This window comes from Caldisalinibacter kiritimatiensis (assembly GCF_000387765.1).
In the GTDB taxonomy this organism is placed as follows: Bacteria; Bacillota; Clostridia; order Tissierellales; family Caldisalinibacteraceae; genus Caldisalinibacter; species Caldisalinibacter kiritimatiensis.
This window is the reverse complement of the sequence record NZ_ARZA01000203.1, coordinates 50,329-64,319: the sequence shown is the minus strand read 5'-3', so window position 1 is coordinate 64,319 and position 13,991 is coordinate 50,329. Positions and strand designations below refer to the sequence as shown.

10 protein-coding genes are annotated in these 13,991 nt (G+C 31.4%); 9 read left to right on the top strand and 1 reads right to left on the bottom strand.

Annotated elements, in window-relative coordinates:
- Window positions 1-149: 149 nt before the first annotated feature.
- Complete coding sequence (locus L21TH_RS09155) at window positions 150-2,066, bottom strand: ABC-F family ATP-binding cassette domain-containing protein (RefSeq protein WP_006314543.1); 1,917 nt, start codon at window positions 2,064-2,066, stop codon at window positions 150-152.
- Window positions 2,067-2,579: 513 nt separating this feature from the next.
- Here L21TH_RS09155 and L21TH_RS09150 point away from each other — a divergent pair.
- The 9 genes from L21TH_RS09150 to L21TH_RS09110 all read left to right on the top strand — a co-directional run bounded on the left by L21TH_RS09150 (window position 2,580) and on the right by L21TH_RS09110 (window position 13,941).
- Window positions 2,580-3,221: a redox-sensing transcriptional repressor Rex gene (locus L21TH_RS09150; RefSeq protein ID WP_006314541.1), complete on the top strand. Its 642-nt coding sequence runs from the start codon at window positions 2,580-2,582 to the stop codon at window positions 3,219-3,221.
- 102 nt (window positions 3,222-3,323) lie between these two features.
- Window positions 3,324-5,399, top strand: a complete 2,076-nt coding sequence (locus tag L21TH_RS09145; protein WP_006314539.1) for a sigma-54-dependent Fis family transcriptional regulator — start codon at window positions 3,324-3,326, stop codon at window positions 5,397-5,399.
- A gap of 358 nt (window positions 5,400-5,757) precedes the next feature.
- Window positions 5,758-6,897 carry an acyl-CoA dehydrogenase gene (locus tag L21TH_RS09140; RefSeq protein ID WP_006314538.1) on the top strand — a complete coding sequence of 380 codons (1,140 nt, stop codon included), beginning with the start codon at window positions 5,758-5,760 and terminating at the stop codon, window positions 6,895-6,897.
- A gap of 58 nt (window positions 6,898-6,955) precedes the next feature.
- Window positions 6,956-7,747, top strand: a complete 792-nt coding sequence (locus L21TH_RS09135) for an electron transfer flavoprotein subunit beta/FixA family protein (RefSeq protein ID WP_006314537.1) — start codon at window positions 6,956-6,958, stop codon at window positions 7,745-7,747.
- A gap of 110 nt (window positions 7,748-7,857) precedes the next feature.
- Complete coding sequence (locus L21TH_RS09130) at window positions 7,858-9,090, top strand: electron transfer flavoprotein subunit alpha/FixB family protein (protein ID WP_006314536.1); 1,233 nt, start codon at window positions 7,858-7,860, stop codon at window positions 9,088-9,090.
- 181 nt (window positions 9,091-9,271) lie between these two features.
- Window positions 9,272-10,090: an ATP-binding protein gene (locus L21TH_RS09125; protein ID WP_006314535.1), complete on the top strand. Its 819-nt coding sequence runs from the start codon at window positions 9,272-9,274 to the stop codon at window positions 10,088-10,090.
- Between the two features lie 348 nt (window positions 10,091-10,438).
- A complete protein-coding gene (gene gdhA / locus L21TH_RS09120; protein WP_006314534.1) occupies window positions 10,439-11,779 on the top strand; it encodes an NADP-specific glutamate dehydrogenase in 1,341 nt (446 codons plus the stop codon).
- Window positions 11,780-12,205: 426 nt separating this feature from the next.
- Entirely contained in the window at window positions 12,206-13,096 is an 891-nt protein-coding gene (locus L21TH_RS09115) for a DNA-3-methyladenine glycosylase family protein (RefSeq protein WP_006314532.1), read from the top strand.
- A 152-nt stretch (window positions 13,097-13,248) separates the two neighbouring features.
- Window positions 13,249-13,941, top strand: a complete 693-nt coding sequence (locus L21TH_RS09110) for a DUF554 domain-containing protein (RefSeq protein WP_006314530.1) — start codon at window positions 13,249-13,251, stop codon at window positions 13,939-13,941.
- The last annotated feature ends 50 nt before the right edge of the window (window positions 13,942-13,991 follow it).

Here is a 13,991-nt window from a genome sequence, read left to right as displayed (position 1 = left end):
CAGTACAGAAAATTTTGTAAGAGAATAAAAAATAGGGGTTGTAGGGGACAGGGTCCCCTGCTGTTTTAAGAGGGGTACTCAGGATGTTAAACGTCCGCCGAAGGAAGGGGAACTAGGTTCCCCTAGCGGAGCGAGCTATGCTCGCTTTTTTAACCTAATTCTTCTGTAAGCTCTACCCATTCATCATATAATTTTTCAAGTTCTTTTTTTATGTTATCACATTCACTATATATTTCCCTCATTTTAACATTATCAGAATATATATCTGGGTTACACATCAATTCTTCTAGTTCTTTTTTCTTTTCTTCGTTAATAGCTATTTTTTTCTCGATATCTCTAAGCATATTTTTCTTTTTTCTTATTAACTTTCTTTTCTCTTTTTCTTTTTTACGTTCTATTTTAATTTGAGTTTTAGTTTTCTTAGGCAAATCTTCAGTTTCTTCATTCATAGCGTTTTTCTTTTCTAAATAGTAGTCATAGTTACCTAAATACTCATTAACCCTATTTGGAGTTAGTTCTAATATTTTATCAGTAACTTTATTTAAAAAGTATCTATCGTGAGATATTACAAGTAAAGTACCTTTGTAATTTAACAGCGAATCTTCTAAAGCTTCCTTTGAATCTATATCTAAGTGATTAGTAGGTTCGTCCATTAGTAAAAAGTTCGCTTCAGATAGCATTAGTTTTAAAAGGGCCAATCTGCTTTTTTCTCCACCACTTAATTCACTTACAAGTTTAAATATATCTTCACCTTGAAATAAAAATTGAGCAAGCATTTTTCTAACTTTATAGTGATTAAATAAAGGATGTTCATCCCATATTTCATCTACTACAGTTTTGTCAGCATTGAGATTTGACTGTTCTTGGTCATAGTAACCTATATTAACATGGTGACCTAAGGTTATTTCACCTTCTGAATAATCTATTTGATTCATTATTATTTTTAATAATGTAGTTTTACCTATACCATTAGGTCCGATTAAACCAACCTTTTCACCTTTATATATATCGAAACTTATGTTTTCAAATAATTTTATATTATCGTAATGCTTTACTAGGCTTCGAACTTTGAGCACATCATTACCACTTTTTATTTTAGGCTCAAATCTTATAGAGCTTTTTTTATTATTACTAACGGGCTTATCAATAACTTTCATTTTATCTAGCATCTTTTGCCTACTTTTAGCTTGTCTGATTGCTCTCTTGCCACCTTGAGATAAAGACCTTATTATTTCCTCCTGTCTTTTAATTTCCTTTTGTTGTTCTTCATATTTTTTCTGAAGTAGTTCTCTTTCCTTTTTTTTCTTTTTCATAAAGGTTGTATAATTTCCATTATATGATTTTATAATAGAGTTCTCTAGTAGTAATATTCTTGACACTGTAGAGTCTAGGAAGTATCTATCATGGGATATAATTATTGCCGCTCCTCTATATTCTTTAATATATTTTTCTAACCAAGATACGGCTTCCATGTCAAGGTGATTAGTAGGTTCATCTAATAATAAAATATCGGGCTTTTGCAAAAGTAGTTTTGCTAAATGTACTCTTGATTTTTGTCCACCACTTAGTTGGTGTAATGGGAGGTCAAATTGTTTTTCATTAAAGCCAAGTCCTTTTAATATTCCTCTAATTTCACTTTTATATCCGTATCCATTTCTTGAGTTGAATTCTTCCGATAAGTTAGAATATCTCTGCATTAATGAATTTAATTTACTCGATGATTCATTTTGACCTTCAATTGAAATTTGATTTTCTAATTCTCTTAATTGTTTTTCCATATCGATTAAGTCTTTAAAGACTTCTAAGCATTCATCAAAAATAGATTTTTCGCTATATATTTGTGTTTGTTGCTCTAGATATCCAATTTTACAGTCTTTTGATACATATATATCACCTGAGTCCTTTGGAATTTTTCCAGCTAAAATTTTAAATAAAGTAGTTTTACCTGCACCATTTAGTCCAATAAGACCAACTTTTTCATTTTCTTGTAAAGTAAAGCTAACATTATCAAGTATTTTGTCCACTACATAGCTTTTAGATATATTATTACATGATAGAACTATCATGTTTATCACTCCTCGGTAAGAAATTGAAAATGTAAAATGTAAAATTAATTTGGATAATTGCTGTTTGCTTTTCGTATAAATCTATTTACCTAATGGCTAATAACTAGTACCCAGTACTAAGCATTTAGTACATAAATTTAGTACAAATGTTTTTGGCAAAAGCCAAAAATAATTTTGTTATGTTTTAAATTCTATTTATTTGGGTATAATTAATTAGGATGATTAGTATATATAAATTTTAACAGAAAAATACAGTAAATTAAACAAACATGTTATTTAGTTTTTTAAATGCATAAAATACCATAAATTCGTATAGTAATTTTTTTACAACTACTAAGACTTGCTTTATTAAAAGTATAATGCTATTATAAATAGGAATTTGTTATAAATAAAAATAATGATACGTTTAGTACAAGGTAGATATTGACAAATTATTAACGGATTGATATAATGAATACGATTTCAATACCGGCTTTAGTGAGATATAAATAGATGTTAGTGAGGTGCGGGTATATGGGAAAAAGTAGAAGAGTGTCAATGGCAGTTATTAGAAGATTACCTAAATACTATAGATATCTCGAAGAATTACTCGAAAAAGACATAACTAGAATATCATCAAAAGAATTAAGTAGACTAACAGGATTTACTGCTTCTCAGATAAGACAAGACTTAAACAACTTCGGAGGATTTGGTCAGCAAGGATATGGTTACAACGTTGAGGAATTAAGAAATGCTTTAGGTAAAATATTGGGACTAGATAGAAAGTATTATACTATAATAGTAGGAGCAGGTAATATCGGTCAGGCTATAGCGAACTATAAAGGATTTCAAGACGAAGGATTTGAAGTATTAGCACTTTTTGATAAAAACCCTAAATTAATAGGCTTAAAGATTAGAGATATTGAAATAAAAGATGTTGATAGTCTGGAAGAGTTTATAGCCGAGAATGAAGTTGATATAGGAGTAATATGTACACCTAAAGAATATAGTCAAGATACTGCTGATAGATTAGTAAAAGCAGGAGTTAAAGCAATATGGAATTTTGCACCTAACGATATTAAAGTGCCTGAAGATGTAGTAGTAGAGAATGTACATTTAAGTGAAAGTTTATTTACATTATCGTATTTATTAAAGTGTTATAGTGAACAAGAATAAAATATATCTTATTATTAAAGCTGCTTTTTTCGAGACCATCTTATGATGGTCTTTTTTTGGAATATATGGGTATATGGGATTTAAGATTTGGGGGTGAAGGCATTGAAGGTTAGAGATTTGATGACAAAAAATCCTATAAGTATAACAAAAGAGATGAGTATTAGACAAGCTACATCTATTATGTTGGAGAATAATTTTCAAAGTTTGCCAGTGGTTGATGACGATAATAAGCTGGTTGGAATAGTTACTGAGAGGGAATTATTTAAAGCAATTAAATTAAACATAGATTCTGATTGCCAAGTAGATGAGATTATGAGAAAAAGGGTTTTATGTGTAGATGGTGATACTAAGACAGATAAAATATTTAATATGGGAATAAGTAGAGTACCTATTGTGGATAAAGATGAGAAATTGATAGGTATAATAACAGTTTCAGACATGTTGAAAGCATATTATAAAAAAAGTAGTTACGTTACAGAAGAGTTAGAAGCTATTTTAAAGCATACACATAATGGTATATTAGCTGTCAATAAAAATGGAAAAATTATAAGCATAAATGAGTCAGCCCTTAAAATAATAAACAAGAGTGAAAGTGAAGTATTAGAAAAGAAAGCAGAGGATATTATACACAATTTTGAATTAAAAAAGGTATTAGAAACGGGTGAGTCACAGTTAGGAGAAAAGTGTTTAATAAACGGACTTAATGTAATAGTAAATAAAACTCCTATAATTAGAAATAACCAAGTAGTAGGAGCAATAGCCACTTTCCAAGATATTACTGAACTTGAAAACGCAATAAAGGAGTTAAGTAATGAAAAAAATTTGACACGTACTTTAAAAACTATACTAGAAAATGTATATGATGGAATTGTTGTAGTAGACGAAGAAGGAAAAATAATTATGATGAACGATTCATATGCCGAGTTTTTGAATGTAAATGTGAAAGATGTTATAGGTAAGCATGTAACAGAAGTTATTCAGAATACAAGACTTCATATTATTCTAGAAACAGGTGAAGCAGAAATAGGAGATATACAAGAAATAGGAGAAAATAAAATAGTGGCTATGAGAATACCTATAAAAGAAAATGATAAAGTTATAGGGGCTATTGGTAAAATTATGTTTAGAGATATACAAGAAGTTAAATCACTTGCTAAAAAGTTAACTGTCATACAGAATGAACTTGATTACTATAAGGATGAGTTGAAACGAGTAAGACAAGTAAAATATTCTTTTGAAAATATACCTGATAATAGCTATAAGATGAAAGAGACAAAAAAAATTGCTAAAATAGCATCTAAAAGCAATTCAACTGTACTCATAACAGGAGAAAGTGGAACAGGTAAAGAACTATTTGCCCACAGTATCCATAATGCTAGTCCAAGACATTTAGGGCCATTTATTAAGATGAATTGTGCAGCTATACCCTATGAGTTACTAGAATCAGAGCTGTTTGGATATTCAGAAGGAGCATTTACTGGAGCCAAACGTGGTGGAAAGATAGGAAAATTTCAATTGGCTCATCAAGGAACTATTTTCTTAGACGAAATAGGGGACATGCCCCTTGAGATGCAAGCTAAGATACTTAGAGTTTTACAGGAAAAAGAGATAGAGCCAGTTGGTTCTAATACGCCAATAAGTGTAGACGTTAGAATAATTGCAGCTACTAATAGAGATTTAGAAACATTAGTTAATGAGGGGAAATTTAGAAAGGACTTGTATTATAGACTTAATGTCATAAGGGTAGATGTCCCTTCATTAAGGGAGAGAAAAGAGGACTTAGAAGAGCTTGTTAATGTATTATTAAAAAAACATAGTAAAGATTTAGGTAAATATATACCTGGAGTAAGTAAAGAATCAGTTGATATACTAAAAAGGCATGATTGGCCAGGGAATGTAAGGGAACTAGAAAATGTATTAGAAAGGGCTATTAATGTAGCTGATTGTGGAGAAGTTATAAAGCCTATGCATTTACCTGTTTACTTACTGAAAAACAAAACAAGCATAACCAGTAGTAGATTTTCCCTGAAGCAAGCCATAGAAAATGCTGAAAGAGAAATAATTATACATTGTTTAAAGCATACTAATGGAAATAGGGTAAAGGCAGCAAAGCTTTTAAATATAAGTCGTTCTACTTTATATGAGAAGCTTGATAAATATCAGATAAAGGATGTATAGTAGCAAAAAAACTTTGAAAATGAACTGTCTTGATATTCGGACACGTGTATAAATTGCGATACATATTGGATTGTTATTGTATTAACAATAACGTAGAGGAAATTATACATTAAATATTAAAGAGTGTACAAAAAATTTACAATATCAAATTATGAAGTAGAGAGTATCAAACTTTCTGCTTCATTTTTTTATGTTTTTTGGCAGCTGAAATATACTAGTTTTCAGCAATAAATAAATAAAAAATTAACAAACTTTTAAAAGTTGGCACAGGATATGCATATATATTAAGATGAAAGTTAAATTTTTAGCTAAATAAATGAAAATTAATAATATAAACAAAATTAAGGAGGGAAACAAAGTGGAATTCAAGTTAACTAAGGAACAAGAAATGGTTCAAAAGGTAATGAGAGAATTTACTGAAAAAGAAGTTGACCCTATTGCAGCTGAGATTGATGAGACAGAAAGATATCCTAGAGAAACTGTTGACAAACTAGCAAGATACCACATGTTGGGGATACCATTCCCTAAAGAATATGGTGGAGCTGGCGGAGACGAAATCGCTTATGCAATAGCAGTTGAAGAGCTTTCAAAGAGATGTGGTACATCAGGTGTTATTCTATCAGCTCATACATCATTAGGATGCTGGCCAATTTATAAGTTTGGTACAGAAGAGCAAAAACAAAAATATTTAATCCCTATGGCAAAAGGTGAATTATTAGGAGCATTTGCATTAACTGAACCTAATGCAGGTACAGATGCTTCAGCACAGCAAACAGTTGCTGAATTAAAAGGAGACCACTACGTATTAAATGGTTCAAAAGTATTTATTACAAATGGTGGGCAAGCAGATGTTTATATAGTTTTTGCTATGACTGACAAGTCAAAAGGTACTAGAGGAATAAGTGCTTTTATAGTAGAAAAAGATTTTCCAGGATTCTCTATTGGAAAAATTGAAGATAAAATGGGTATTAGAGCTTCAGCAACAGCAGAATTAATTTTTGAAAATTGTAAAGTACCTAAGGAAAATCTATTAGGTAAAGAAGGTAAAGGATTCAAAGTTGCGATGCAGACATTAGATGGAGGAAGAATTGGTATAGGTGCACAGGCACTAGGAATTGCTCAAGGTGCATTAGATGAGGCAGTTAAGTATGTAAAAGAAAGAGAGCAGTTTGGTAGACCAATAGGCAAATTCCAAGGGTTACAATGGATTATTGCAGACATGGAAACAAAAGTAAATGCTGCTAGATGGTTAGTTTATAATGCAGCTTATAGAAAGGCAAATGGATTATCATATGGTAAAGAAGCAGCTATGGCTAAACTTTATGCTTCGGAAATTGCTATGGAAGTTACAACTAAAGCTGTACAATTACATGGTGGATATGGATATACAAAAGATTACCCAGTAGAAAGAATGATGAGAGACGCTAAGATTACAGAAATCTACGAAGGTACTTCACAAGTACAAAGAATGGTTATAGCGGCTAACGTATTGAGATAGATGATAAGTATTGACTGTTAGTAGTTAGTAAGAAAATGTAAAAAAGGAGGAAGATGAGATGAATATAATTGTATGTGTAAAGCAAGTTCCTGATACTAATGAAGTTAGAATAGACCCTAAAAAAGGAACTTTAATTAGAGAAGGTGTTCCAAGTATTATAAACCCAGATGACAAAAATGCATTAGAAGAAGCGTTAAGGTTAAAAGACAAATATGATGATGTAAAAGTTACAGTACTTAGCATGGGACCACCTCAAGCAGATGAAGCATTAAGAGAAGCTTTAGCTATAGGAGCAGATGAGGCAATTCTATTAAGTGATAGAGCATTTGCAGGAGCAGATACTTGGGCAACATCAACAACTTTAGCATCAGCAATTAGAAAAATTGGAGATTTCGACATTATATTCTGTGGTAGACAAGCGATTGATGGAGACACAGCTCAAGTAGGACCTCAAATAGCTGAACATTTAGGAATACCACAAATAACTTATGTTGAAGAATTAGAGTTAGAAGATGACAAAGTAAGAGCTCACAGAGCTGTAGAAGACGGTTACTATAATATTGAAGCTAAGCTTCCAGTATTATTGACTGCAATCGGTGAGTTAAACGAGCCAAGATATCCAAATATTAAAGGTATATATGAAGCATATGGTGAAAAAGAAGTTAAAGTATGGGGAGTAGATGATATAGATGTTGATAGAACTCAAATAGGACTTGACGGTTCACCAACACAAGTTAAGAAATCATTTACTCCACCAGCTAAGCATGGTACATGTGAAATGCTAGAAGGAACAACTAAAGAGGCAGTTGCAAAATTAATTGCTAGATTAAAAGAAAAGCAAGCTATATAGTATAGAAAAAAATCGAATAAATGCCCATGAGTCCCCAAAATTAGTCCCATATACCCTAGTCCCTGTTTTAAACAACAAAGACCCATATAAAGAAAAAAGGAGGTATAAGAATGGCAATTAAAGTTATAAGTGAGAAATGTGTAGGTTGCGGAGTTTGTGTTGATAAATGTCCATTTGATGCAATAGAAATGGTAGACAATAAACCAGTAATTAAAGATAACTGTACGTTATGTGGTGCATGTATAGAAGCATGTCCAGTAGATGCTATTGAGAAAGAGGAAGTTGAAAAGAAAGGTGTAGACATAAGTCAATATAAAGGAGTTTGGGTTTTCGCAGAGCAAAGAGAAGGAGAACTTCTAAACGTAGCAGTTGAATTACTTGGAGAAGGTAGAAAAATTGCAGATAAATTAGGTGTAGAATTAACAGCAGTATTACTAGGAAATAAAGTTGACAATTTAGCAGAAGAATTGATAAAATATGGAGCTGATAAAGTAATATATGCAGAAGATGAGAAATTAGAAGTATATACAACTGATGCATATACAAAAGTTATAGCTGAATTAGTTAAAGAAAGAAAGCCAGAAATCATGTTAATTGGTGCTACTACAATAGGTAGAGATTTAGGACCAAGACTATCTGCTAGATTAGCAACAGGGTTAACAGCTGACTGTACAAAACTAGAAATAGATGACGAAGATGGTAAGTTATTACAAACAAGACCTGCTTTTGGTGGAAACTTAATGGCAACTATCATTTGTCCAAATCATAGACCACAAATGGCAACTGTAAGACCTGGAGTAATGGAAAAAGCTCATTATGATGAAAACAAGACTGGAGAAGTAGAAAAAGTAGAAGTTAGCTTAACTGAAGATGATATTAAAGCAGTTGTAGTTGAAAGAGTTAAGAGTGAAAAAGCAGAGGTTGCAATAGAAGATGCTTCAGTTATCGTAGCAGGTGGTAGAGGATTAGGAAAACCAGAAGGATTTGAATTATTACACAAGCTTGCGCAAAAATTAGATGGTGTAGTTGGAGCTTCACGTGCAGCAGTTGATGCAGGATGGATTGACCATGCTCATCAGGTAGGTCAAACAGGAACTACAGTAAGACCTAAATTATATATAGCTTGTGGTATCTCAGGAGCTATACAACACTTAGCAGGTATGCAAGATTCAGGATGTATAGTTGCTATCAATAAAAATCCTGATGCACCAATATTTAAAGTAGCAGATTATGGTATAGTAGGAGATTTATACGAAGTAGTACCACAATTAATTGAAGCATTAGATAATGTTGATGATATACTTAGCGCTTTCAAAGAAGTAGCAGCTTCTGATGAAAAGTAAATATGGCAACTGATCTTAAAGACAGTTGACCTTCAAAAATATAGGCAGCCTTTACGGGCTGTCTTTTTATACATCTACTGGCTTTTAGCTATTCGCTTTTTGACATTTTCAATTTTAAATTATATTCCATAAGAATATGTGTTAAAATGATAATATATACAAACTCTATTGGAGGAATAATATGAAGATAATAGCACTAATTGGACCAAGTGGTACAGGTAAAAGCTACAGAGCCATAATGATAGCAAAAGATATGGGCCTAGAATATATAATAGATGATGGACTTTTAATAAAGGGTACTAATGTTATAGCTGGTAAATCAGCTAAAAGAGAGGATTCAACAATAAGTGCAGTTAAGAGAGCTTTGTTTACAGATAAAATCCATAGACAAGAAGTTAAACAAGCTATAGAAAAAGTGAAACCTGATGGTATATTAATTTTGGGTACGTCAGAAAAAATGGTTGATAGAATAGTTGAAGCTTTAAGTCTTCCTAAAGTATCTCATAAAGTATTCATAGAAGATATTTCTTCACCTGATGAAATGGAAATTGCAAGACAGCAGAGAACAAAAGAAGGCAAACATGTAATTCCAGTACCAACTTTTGAGATAAAAAAGGATTTTTCTGGTTACTTTATTGATACTTTGAGAATTTTTAAAAGAAAAAAGGATAACAAAGAACCAGTACAAGTCTATGAAAAGACAGTAGTAAGACCAACATTTAGTTATTTAGGTAAATATACAATTGCAGATGGTGTTATTAAAAGTATAACTAAGCATGCTGCCTTACAAATAGAAGGAATATCTAAGGTGTATAATGTTTATATTAGGACTTTAGAAAATGGAATAATAATAAATATAAATGTAGGAGTTATATTTGGACATCCAATAATTGAAATTATAAAAAAAATGCAAAAAAAAATTATATCAGAAGTTGAGAAAATGACAGCACTTAACATTATTTCGGTTGATGTAAACATTAGAAAAATGACAAAAATTTAACATAACTAACACTTAAATCTATTTACATTATAAAATTTATGTGCTATAATGCCAGTGTAAACATTTTCAATAAAATTGTTTTGTAGGAGTCGGGAAAAGGTTTTACTTATGATAAGGAAGGTAATGAGAATGATAATGATAAAAATGACATACGAAAAAAGATTGTCAAACCATTAACGAAGCTGTTGTTTGTTGTTATATCAGATATACATAATTCGACAATCGTTATTGTAAAAAAGGAATAAAGATGAATAAAAAATGTACCTAAATAATAAATATATAATCGCCTTTAATTAAATAATATATATATATTTACTTTATTTTATTAAAAAGAGAGGAGATGTATCTATGTCTTATATTAAAGAGGTATTTGAAAAAGTTAAAGAAAGAAACCCAAATGAACCAGAATTTTTACAAGCAGTTGAAGAAGTACTTAATTCATTAGAACCAGTTATAGAAAAACATCCAGAATACATTGAAGGCAATCTTTTAGAAAGAATTTGTGAACCAGAAAGACAAATAATGTTCAGAGTACCATGGGTTGATGATGAAGGAAACGTTCAAGTTAATCGTGGATTTAGAGTTCAGTTCAATGGAGCAATAGGACCATATAAAGGTGGGCTTAGATTCCATCCTTCAGTTTACATTGGAATAATTAAATTCTTAGGCTTTGAGCAAATATTCAAAAACTCATTAACAGGTCTTCCAATTGGTGGAGGTAAAGGTGGTTCAGACTTTGACCCAAGAGGTAAGTCAGATGCTGAAATTATGAGATTCTGCCAAAGCTTCATGACAGAACTTTATAGACATATAGGACCAGATGTAGACGTACCAGCTGGAGATATTGGCGTTGGTGGTAGAGAAATAGGGTACTTATATGGACAATATAGAAGAATAAGAGGAGCCTTTGAAAACGGAGTACTTACTGGAAAAGGTTTAACTTATGGAGGAAGCTTAATAAGACCTGAAGCTACAGGATTCGGTGCTACTTACTTCTGTCAAGAAATGTTAAAGCATGAAGGAGAATCTTTTGAAGGTAAAACAGTTGCACTTTCAGGATTCGGTAACGTTGCGTGGGGAGCAGTTCAAAAGATTAATGAATTAGGCGGTAAAGTAGTAACACTTTCAGGTCCAGATGGATACATTTACGACCCAGATGGAGTTAAAGGTGAAAAAATTGATTATATGTTAGAAATGAGAGCATCAGGTAGAGATAAGGTTCAAGATTATGCAGACAAATTTGGTGTTGAATTCTTCCCAGGAGAAAAACCATGGGGTAGAAAAGTTGATATCATAATGCCATGTGCTACTCAAAATGAAATACTTCTAGAAGATGCTAAGAAGATTGTAGAAAATGGAGTTAAGTTCATAACTGAAGCTTCAAATATGCCATGTTCAAACGATGCACTTGAATACTTACAAGAAAATGGAGTAATAATTGGACCAGCTAAAGCTGCAAATGCTGGTGGAGTTGCAGTTTCAGCACTTGAAATGTCACAAAATAGTATGAGATTATCATGGACTAGAGAAGAAGTAGATAAGAAATTACATGAAATCATGGTAAACATTCACAATAACGCAATGAAAGCGGCTGAAGAGTATGGATTTGGTTATAACTTAGTTGCTGGTGCTAACATAGCAGGTTTCTTAAAAGTAGCAGATGCTATGATGGCACAAGGAAATTATTAATAGTAAGGGAGCATAAAAGAGAATCCTTCATCTTGAAGGGTTCTCTTTTTTAGTTTTTAAAAAAAGGAGCGTATAAATATTATATATTGTATACAAAAATCATTCAACTATTATTTTGTGAAAAATATTACTCAAATTAGCATCGAAAAGCGAAAGGCGAACTGCGGATAGCTAAAAAGTGACTATACTCTATGTTGCAGCTATATATGGGGAAAGTGTAGGGAAAATAATTGTAAAGACCCAAGAGTATCTGACGAAAACCTAAGAACTAAGAGCTAGGCACCAAGACTTGAAAAAAGCTACTAACTACTTACTACTAACCACTAACTAATAAAATCGACGAAGTCGATTTTTGTTTAATCACTTTCAGTAAAGGTTATATTTATATTAAACGATAGTTTACATTTTATAAGGAGGATTTAATTAATGGAATACAGAATTATTGAAGAAGGAGATAAGATAATTATTAAGGATATATACGATTTCGAGCCTAAACACGTTTTTGAGTGTGGACAGTGTTTTAGATGGAATGAAGAAAGTGATGGAAGTTATACAGGAGTAGCTTATGATAGAGTTATAAACGTAAAAAAGGATAGCAATGATATTATACTTTCTAATACTAACATTAAAGATATTGAAAAGATTTGGAAAAACTATTTCGATTTAAATAGGGACTATGGAAAGATAAAAAGTAAATTATCAAATGATAAAGTATTAAAAGAAGCTATGGATTTTGGTCATGGAATAAGAATATTAAAGCAGGACGTATGGGAAACAGTTATATCTTTCATTATATCCGCTAATAATAGGATACCTATGATTAAAAAGGCTATTGAGACCTTAAGTGAGAAATATGGAGAGTTTATAGAAGAATATAGAGGAAAGAAACATTATAGCTTTCCTAAACCTGATGTGTTAAGTAAACTATCCATAGACGAAATTGAGGACTGTGGTGTAGGATATAGAGCTAAATATATTGCAACGACTGCAGCTATAGTAGCCAATAGGCAAATGGATATATATAGAATAAAGAATCTTTCTACCGATTCAGCTAGAAAGGAATTAATGCTTTTATCAGGAGTTGGCCCTAAAGTAGCACACTGTATAATGCTATTTTCTATGGATAAACACGATTCTTTTCCAGTTGATGTATGGGTAAAAAGAGTGATGGAGCATTTTTACTTTAAAAAGGATACTAAAATAAAGGATATTCAGGAATATGCAGAAAATAAATTTGGAGAATATAGTGGATTTGCTCAACAGTATCTATTTTATTATGCAAGAGAAAATGGAATAGGGAGGAAGAAATATAATTGAGAATTAATAAGCTATAAAAATAAAAAACATTCATATTGAAGAATTTGATGTAGCCCACAATTCATTGTGGGGTAAGGTGTGTAATTTTATATTTATTATTTCCTAAGGGCAAGAAGCTAAGAACTACGAACTGCTATAAGGGGGCTTTTAATATGCTAGGAACTATTGTAAACAGTATAGCTATCATCATAGGTGGAATTATAGGATATTTTCTAAAGCATGGTATAAAGGACAAATATAAAGAAACAATAATGCAAGGATTAGGACTCACAGTTATAGTTATAGGATTAATGGGAGCATTGAAGAGTGAAAATGTATTATTAGTAATAATTAGTATAGTAATTGGTAGTGTTATAGGTGAGGCTATGAGTATTGAGTATAATCTAGATAGACTTGGTAATTGGATCGAGGGAAAAGTGGGGAAAACTAATACGAATTTTTCTAAGGGGTTTGTTACTGCCTCTTTGGTATATTGTATAGGTGCTATGGCTATAGTAGGTGCATTAGAAAGTGGACTTACAGGTAATCATCAAACTCTTTTTGTAAAATCCATATTAGACGGAATATCTTCAATAATATTTGCATCTACATTAGGTATTGGAGTTATTTTTTCATCTATATCAGTGTTTATATATCAAGGAATGATAACTATTACAGCTTCACTAGTAAAGACTATATTGGTAGACTCAGTTATAATAGAAATGTCTGCAGTAGGTGGAATTTTAATAATGGGAATAGGTATAAATATTCTTGAAATAAAGAAAATAAAAATAGGTAATATGCTTCCAGCAGTTTTTATACCATTGATTTACCATGTAGTTACATTACTTTGGATTATAGATTAGGGTAATAGAGGGTAGAGATTAGAGTATTAGAGAATAGAGTTAGGGGAAAT

Bases quoted from the DNA above. Each gene is read 5' to 3' on its own strand.
- L21TH_RS09155 (WP_006314543.1), bottom strand. From the start codon at position 2,066: ATGATAGTTCTATCATGTAATAATATATCTAAAAGCTATGTAGTGGAC.
- L21TH_RS09150 (WP_006314541.1), top strand. From the start codon at position 2,580: ATGGGAAAAAGTAGAAGAGTGTCAATGGCAGTTATTAGAAGATTACCT.
- L21TH_RS09135 (WP_006314537.1), top strand. From the start codon at position 6,956: ATGAATATAATTGTATGTGTAAAGCAAGTTCCTGATACTAATGAAGTT.
- L21TH_RS09130 (WP_006314536.1), top strand. From the start codon at position 7,858: ATGGCAATTAAAGTTATAAGTGAGAAATGTGTAGGTTGCGGAGTTTGT.
- L21TH_RS09125 (WP_006314535.1), top strand. From the start codon at position 9,272: ATGAAGATAATAGCACTAATTGGACCAAGTGGTACAGGTAAAAGCTAC.
- gdhA (WP_006314534.1), top strand. From the start codon at position 10,439: ATGTCTTATATTAAAGAGGTATTTGAAAAAGTTAAAGAAAGAAACCCA.
- L21TH_RS09115 (WP_006314532.1), top strand. From the start codon at position 12,206: ATGGAATACAGAATTATTGAAGAAGGAGATAAGATAATTATTAAGGAT.
- L21TH_RS09110 (WP_006314530.1), top strand. From the start codon at position 13,249: ATGCTAGGAACTATTGTAAACAGTATAGCTATCATCATAGGTGGAATT.